General features: G+C 66.0%; 4 protein-coding genes. All 4 read right to left on the reverse strand.

Annotation, left to right across the window (positions count from 1 at the left end):
- Positions 1–84: 84 nt before the first annotated feature.
- Entirely contained in the window at positions 85–3,300 is a 3,216-nt protein-coding gene (locus Q0349_RS05020) for a hypothetical protein (RefSeq protein WP_298079785.1), read from the reverse strand.
- 786 nt (positions 3,301–4,086) lie between these two features.
- On the reverse strand, positions 4,087–4,920 hold the full coding sequence (locus Q0349_RS05025) for an NAD-dependent epimerase/dehydratase family protein (protein WP_298079786.1): 834 nt from the start codon (positions 4,918–4,920) through the stop codon (positions 4,087–4,089).
- A gap of 7 nt (positions 4,921–4,927) precedes the next feature.
- On the reverse strand, positions 4,928–5,398 hold the full coding sequence (locus Q0349_RS05030; protein WP_298079787.1) for a DUF2269 domain-containing protein: 471 nt from the start codon (positions 5,396–5,398) through the stop codon (positions 4,928–4,930).
- Positions 5,395–5,826 (reverse strand): DoxX-like family protein, encoded by a 432-nt coding sequence (locus Q0349_RS05035; RefSeq protein ID WP_298079788.1) that lies wholly within the window; start codon positions 5,824–5,826, stop codon positions 5,395–5,397. The genes Q0349_RS05030 and Q0349_RS05035 overlap by 4 nt, the downstream gene beginning before the upstream one ends.
- Positions 5,827–6,054 lie beyond the last annotated feature (228 nt).

Below are 6,054 nucleotides of genomic sequence, written 5' to 3' on the forward strand. Positions count from 1 at the left end.
GGCATTCATGCCCGACGTTTTTTGATGTCGGCCATAAATGGCCGACCTACGCGCTATCGCTCCTCAATCCTGGCGCAGGCGGCGTTATAGTTTGCTGACGTTACGGCGGATGGCGGGCAGGGTGGTGGTGGCGGGTTTTTCTTCGGGCGAGCGGGTGTGCCAGTCGGCGGGGAGCAGGCGGGCGATGCTGTTGAGGGCGATGAACAGCAGCCAGAGGATGCCGTTGGTCAGCGGGTAGTCGCCGAAGGGCAGGAGGCGCAGCAGGTTGAGGATGGCGTAGCTGTCGTAGGGTAGTGTTGGCTCGGTGAACGGCAGGGCGAGAAGGTGCTGTTGCAGCAGGATATTCACCGTCAGCCACAGCGCGGCGAAGGCGAGGTTCGCTACCATCAGGCGTCGTGCGAACGGGCTCGGCAGCGCGGGCGGGGGCGGTTCGGGACGCGGCGGCGTTGGGTATGGGTTGCCGCTGGCGCTGGCGGCGATGTCGCGCACGGTGGGGTAGTCGTCGAGCAGGGCGGTGCGGATGTGTCTTTCGTCGCCGTTGTGGTAGTAGATGGCGAGGTGTTCGGGGGTGGCGAACCTGCGTGGCGGCGCGTCGTAGGGTACGGCGTCGATGTCGGCGAGGTCGTCCCAGGGGATGTGCAGGCCGGGCGCGCCCGGATACAGGCGGTTGCCGCGCGCGGCGAGGTGGAGGCCGTCCGCGTCGATGCGGGCGACGGGCTGGTCGCTGGCGCTGAAGGTGTAGTGCAATTCGCGCCAGAGGTTGCGGGCGATGAGGGCGACGGGGCCAACAAGGAAGAGGATGAGGCCGCTGTAGCCGTGGATGAGGGCGTTGGCAAAGGGGACGGCAAGTGTCATCAGCAGGATGAGCCAGGCGCAGGCGCGGCCGTTGGCGCGGGCGACGAGGTGCGCCGGTTTGTACCAGGCGCGCGGGGTGATGTTGGTGCGTGCTTGTGGTGCAGCCGTAGGGGCGGTCATTCGGGCATCACGGCGGGTAGCGGTGTTCGGGCGTGCTTGCGGCGACGCGGGGCGTGGCTCCGGTGTCAGGGTCGCCTGTTGCTGGTCGTCACCAAGCCAGACGGTGATGTTGAGGACGATCAGAATGAGAAACGGCCAACCGGCGGGGATGTCCAGGTTCAGGAGGTTAAGAGTGGGCAGGCCGATGGTGACGGTGAGGTTGGTGGCGAGCAGCGCCCAGGCGCGCGGACGGATGTGCAGCGGGCGGCTGTTGGCGGGCGGGATGTTTTTGGCGCTGCGGGCGGCGCGGCGGCGGGCGATGTCGGCGAGGATGTATGCAGCAATTTCCGGCGGTGGCTGCATTTGTTCATTCATGGCGCGCAGTTCGGCGGCAAGTTCGCTGTCGGGGTCGACGTCGTCGGGCAGTTCGCCGCGCAGACTGCGCTCCATGAAGTCGAGAAATTCGGGGTCGTCGTATTCGACGGGGCGGGCAATGGTGTTGTAGTGCGCCAGGCTGGCGCCGACGACGCGGGCGATGTCGCGCGCGATGGCTGCGTTGCCGGTGGCGTTGGTGCGGATATTGCGGTGGTCGCCGTCGCGGTTGGTGAGTATCAACAGTTCGTTGACGCTGCGCTCGTAGCGGTAGTTGCGGATGTGGTCGAGCTCTGCCCACGGCATGGTGAAGTTCAGTTTGCCGCCGCCGAGGTTGCCGTAGAGGTAGATGTGGTGGAAGTCGCGCTGGCGCGCTTTGGTGAGGGCGAGGTGCAGGCCGTCCGCGTCGCTGCGGGCAATGGGGCGGGTCGCGTAGGCGAAGGTGCGCCAGAGGAGGCGGGCGGCGCCGAGGGCGAGGATGGCGGTGATGAGGCTGAGGGTGAGGGCGGCGTTGCGGCTGCCGTGCATCCAGAGGTTGGGCAGGTGTTGCGCGAGGATACTGGCGGGGAGGAGCAGCCACCAGCCGAGCCAGTTGGCGCGGGCGATGGCGCGCGGGGCGCGGTACCACGCTCGCAGCGGGATGTCCGGGCGCGGTGCGGGCGGGGTGGCGGGCAGCGGTTCGCGGTAGGTGGCTTGGGTCTGCCAATGGCTTTGTCGCGCCCACCAGGCGAGGGCGGCTATGGCGAGGAGCGCGAGCAGGGTAAGTCCTGTTTCGCGGGGAGCACGCGACAGGTACAGCAGGGTAAGGCTGGCGGGCAAGAGGAGGCTGTTGGCGAGCAGCAGCCAGGCAAGCGGGCGGCGTCGCGGTGGCGGCAGCGGGGTGTCGTCCGGCAGCTGTTCGCCGTCGCGCATGGCACGGCTGGCGGCGACGATGGCGTCAATGCTGGTGTCGTTGTTGCCCGCCGCGCGCAGGGTGCGGTAGTGGCGGTCGCGGTAGTCGCTGAGGACGAGGACGCCGTCGTCGTTTTCAATGCGGCGCAGGTCGCGCCACGACAGGCGCAGCCGGGTCGCGCCGTCGCGGATGGTGATGCCGTTGCCGTCGATGCGGGCGACGGGGCGGGCGGGGTCGGCGATGAGGCGGCGCAGGGCGTGCCAGCCGGGGCGCAATAGCAGCACGAAGCAGCCGAGGCCGTAGAGTGCGACGGGCAGGACAGGAACAGCGACAGCGATGCCACCGCGCAGGAGCTGTGCCGTCAGCAGCGGCGTAGCGACGAGGGCGGCGGCGAGCCAGCCAAAGAGTCGCCAGTTGTCGCGCTGGATGCTGCGCGGGTGTTTGTACCATGCCCGAGTTTCCGCGCGCGGGGTGTCGAGCGGCGCGCGTTCGCGGTGGCGGCGGATGTCGTCGAGGATTTGCGGCAGGTCGGGGCCAAGTTCGGGCAACGGCAGCCGTTCACACGGGGCATCTGCCGCCGGCGGGTTATCGGCGGCGGGGAGGTAGCTTTGCCCGTAGCGGGCGAGGTCGTGCGCCGGGGCGGTTTCGTCCGGTGCGGGGCGCGGCGGGGTGTCGCCGTGCATGATGACTTCGAGCGCGTAGTAGTCGCCGGGTTCGAGGGTGGCGCGCAGTTCGGCGATTTGCGCCCATTGCCATTGGCCGAGCCAGCGCCCGTATTCGTTAAAGGCGGTGAGGCCGTTTTCGTCGCAGACGAGGATGGGCGGATTCCAGAGCAGGCGGATGAGGCTGCGATGGCAGACGAGCGCGAGGACTGCGGTGTAGATGAGCGGGTACCAGGCGAGCCAGGCGGTACCGCCGCCCAGGTTTTTGGCATACAAGGCAAGCAGCGTGGCGGTGTAGCCGTAGCCGATGGGTGCGGCGATGAGCCAGGTGAGCAGGCGCCAGCGGCGGAAGAGGTCGAAACGGCGCCAGATGAGGGTGTTGGCGGACTGGCGGTTGGCGGCAAAGAGCGGTCGGGGCATGGGCAACGGCGGTTGGCGGGTGATGAGGGGGTTATGGGGGCGAAGGGTGTGTTTTTCCAAAATATAGCCATCCTCACAAAGCCCTATCCTCCATCCGCCGCCAGCGGTTGTCCCAAGTCGTAGGGGCGGTTAGCGCAGCGTAACCGCCCGTGTTTATGAGGGCGGGTAGCTACAGTGAGACGATGCCGCAATTACGGGCGAGACGTTTTGCGCGATGGTATCAATGCCGCCGTGTCATCGCCCCAGTTTCAATCCGCTGCCAGCGGTTGTCCCAAGGCGTAGGGGCGGTTAGCGCAGCGTAACCGCCCGTGTTTATGAGGGCGAGCGGCTACGGTGAGACGATTCCACAATTACGGGCGAGTTGTTTTGCGCGATAGTATCAATACCGCCGTGTCATCGCCCAGTTTCCATCCGCCGCCAGCAGTTGTCCCAAGTCGTAGGGGCGGTTAGCGCAGCGTAACCGCCTGTGTTTATGAGAGCGAGCGGCTACGGTGAGACGATACCGCAATTACGGGCGATACTTTTTGCGCGATGGTATCAATACCGCCGTGTCATCGCCCTGGTTTCAATCCGCCGCCAGGAGCTGTTTACAATCGAAAAATCCCCCTCCCCTGCAGGGCGAAGCCCGCAGCGGGGGAGGGTCGGGGTGGGGGTAGCGATATTATCGATAAACCGAAATTCTGCTTTTTCAATTATTTGCTGCCCTCACCCCAACCCCTCTCTCGCTGCGCGAGCTGTCCCAGTCCCAGAGGGAGAGGGGCTTATACGCCGAATTGTAAACAACGCCTAATCCGCCGCCGCGAAGTGTTCCGGCGCCAGTGGCGGGCGGTCAAGCAGCGCGGCAAAGGCGCGGTTGTCGGCGCATGAACCCTCCGCCAGCAGGCGCAGGGTGGCGGCGCTCACCATGCCGTTGCTGATGTAGTTGGTCAGCGGCAACAGCGGCGCGAGCAGCGGCGATGGCAGCGGTAGCACGCGCGCCGCCGTTTTGCCGTGCAGGGTGCGACGCAGGGTGTTGAGGTACGCGGCGAGTGTCAGCGCACGGGCGCCGGTCATGTTCACGGTGGCGTGGCGCGAGGGGGCGGCAAGCAGCGCGGCGATGCCGTCGGCGATGTCGTTGATATGTACCGGTTGCAGCTGTTGTCGTCCGCCATCCGGCAGGGCGAGCAGCGGCAGGCGGGCGAGACGGATGAACAGTTCGCAGCTTTTGCCGCCGCGCCCGTACACCACCGACGGGCGCACGGTATCGGTCGGCAGTTGTGCGCGCACCGCCTCGTCGCCGCGCCCCTTGCTGCCGAGGAAGGCAACCGGGTGCCAGGCATCCGCGCCGAGGGCGGATATTTGCAACCAGCGGGCGACACCCGCCGCGCGCGCCCAGGCGGCAAGCTGCGCCGGGGCGTGGTGATGCACGGCTTCCAGAGCGTCCGTGTCGCGGCTCATGATGCCGACGGCGTTCACCACCGCATCCTGGCCGTGTAGCAAGGCGCGGGCGGCGCGTTCATCCAGCGCGCGCAGGTCGAGTTCGCGGTGGCCTGGCGTTTGTACTTGATGCCCGCAGGCGCGCAGGCGGGCGGCGAGGTGGCGACCGATGAAGCCGCTGCCGCCAAGGAGGAGGATGTTCATCTGCGCCTCACACCGGTTTGAAAACCATCAGGAAATAGATTACGACGGTGGCGCAGAAGGCGGGATAGCCGAGCAGCTCCCAGCGCCGCGCCAGGGTGCGGTAACGCGGTGGCATTTCGCGCGCGCCGGCGGCGTCGGCCTCGCGGGCAATTTTCGCCATTTGCAGTTGCAGCCACACCACCGGCAGCCAGCAGAGGCCAGCGAAGGCGTAGAGGGCGAGCGTCATCCAAATCCACTTCGCCGACCACGGCCAGCCCGCCTGCCAAATCATCCAACTGCCTGATGAGACTTGGAATATCACCGTCGGTGTGGTAAACCACCAGTCGGCGCGCACCACCCAGCGGGCGACGACCGACTGCGCCGCGACCGAACCGCTGCGGTTCACCCAGAACATATAAAACGCGGTGCCGAAGCCGGTGCCGACCAGCAGCGTCGCCGAAATGATGTGTAACGTCTTGATGAGCAAATAGGTATTCACGGGATTCTCCTTGCAAGATGACAGATAAGCGCCAGAATCGGCAGGTTTTTGACGAGCGGCGCGAACGGGTGCGCCCACGCCTCCGGCAGGCGCCAGGCGACGATGAGGGTGTAGGCGATGACCGTTACCGCCTGCCCAATCCACAAGGCGCGACGCCGGGCGAGCGGGCTCAGGCAACAGACGCCGAGCACGACGTCCCAGGCAGATGCCGCGCAGAACAGCGGCCATTGCAGCGCGGACGGCACACCGATGCGCGCGAGCAGTTGCAACGATTCCTGCGGCGCGGCGAGGACGGGTTGCAGCCCGCTCCACAGCCAGAGAATGGCGAGCGAGAGCGGCAAATATGGCCATTCCCCTAAAGCCTCCTGACTTCGGCGACACGCCTTGTCCGGGGCTTTGGCGGTATCGCTATCGTATGGTCGTGGCATTTCTCCTCCTTTGGTGATTCAAGTTATTTCTGTAAATACAGAAACCGCATGGGCTAAAAAAACGCGCAGTACGCGGAGCGTAGGAATGTAGGGGCGATTAGCGCGGCGTAACCGCCCGGTAGAGCTGTTTACAATTGGCCATAACATGATGATTTCATTCGCAGGTTTGGTTAAGGTCTGTTTCCCATTCAGTCGTAAATACGCCTAAGCCAATGCGGTTGCGTCGCG

This window comes from uncultured Cardiobacterium sp. (assembly GCF_938028185.1).
Taxonomy (GTDB): domain Bacteria; phylum Pseudomonadota; class Gammaproteobacteria; order Cardiobacteriales; family Cardiobacteriaceae; genus Cardiobacterium.